The 1,149-nt window shown below is 35.3% G+C and carries 1 protein-coding gene; it reads left to right on the top strand.

Going from position 1 to position 1,149, the window contains the following annotated elements; translation table 11 throughout:
- Window positions 1–1,149: GUN4 domain-containing protein (locus PX481_RS04570; RefSeq protein ID WP_288093798.1), on the top strand; the 1,149-nt coding region annotated here is incomplete at both ends.

Raw genomic sequence — 1,149 nt, forward strand, 5'->3', positions numbered from 1 at the left:
GAGAATAAAGTTAGAAATTAAAAATAATAATAATCAAAACATTCTCAATCAACTCAAGCTAGAAAAACAGGAAAATTTTCGGGCGATTTTGCTACTGGGAAAAACATCTTTTTTGATGTTGAAAAAAACGAAATTACTCGGGGAAGGAGTGCAGAAATTAGCCGAGGATACTCAAAAGCAGAAAAAAATTGTGCAAGCAATTATTCAAGAAATCAAAATTTATGAGGAATTAAATCATTACCAACTCAAATCCCAACAAGTTCGCCAAGAAATTGCTAATCTTGCCCAAAACGCGATTAATTTTGAAAACTACTTACAGGACTATTTTGCTCCTTTTCAATTATTAATAGAAGAAGTCCTTAAGGTGGATGAAGAATTTTATGCAACAGTTGGAGAAATTAAGTATTTGGTAGATAATATTTTTCCACCTCAGCCTGATCTCTTAGAAACGTCAGATTCCGCCATAAATTCTGAGTTTTTGTTAAATTTTCTAGCAACTGGTTACGAGAAAGAAGCAAGGTTAAAAGAGGCTTTTTCCTCTGAGCAATTTAATGATTACTTATTCAATGAAAGTGAATGGTCAGCACAATTTATTTCCCTAGAAACAACCATCAATAAATTATCTGCTCATTTAGCAGAACAAGAGGTTTGTCAAAAAGACACTATCCCCAAAATTCCCCTGGCAATAGTTGTTTCTCAATTCTCTCAAAACAATCTTGACAAATCTTCTAGTTCTAAAAATCCCCCGACTTCCCCAAATATCTTAACTCAAGAATCCGTGGATCTTGATTATAGTCAATTACAAGATTTGCTAAAAAAGCAACAGTGGCAAGCGGCCGATCGCCAAACAACCCAACTACTATTAAAAATTTTGGGTAGAACCTACTGGAATGAGGTTTATCCTCAAGATATTGCTCAATTACCTTGTTCGGATCTGAAAAAAATTGATCAACTTTGGCTTCATTATAGTCATGGTCATTTCGGTTTTAGTATTCAGCAAGCCATTTTCTCTAGTCTCGGTGGTTTAGTGGATTATGAAACCCAAAAGAAACTTGGCGATCGCCTAGGTTGGCGGAAGGAAGGTCAATGGCTCAATTATGAGCAACTAAACTTTGAATTAGAGCCGAATTCTCCCCTCGGTCATTTACC

This window comes from Microcystis sp. M53603_WE2, assembly GCF_030065435.1.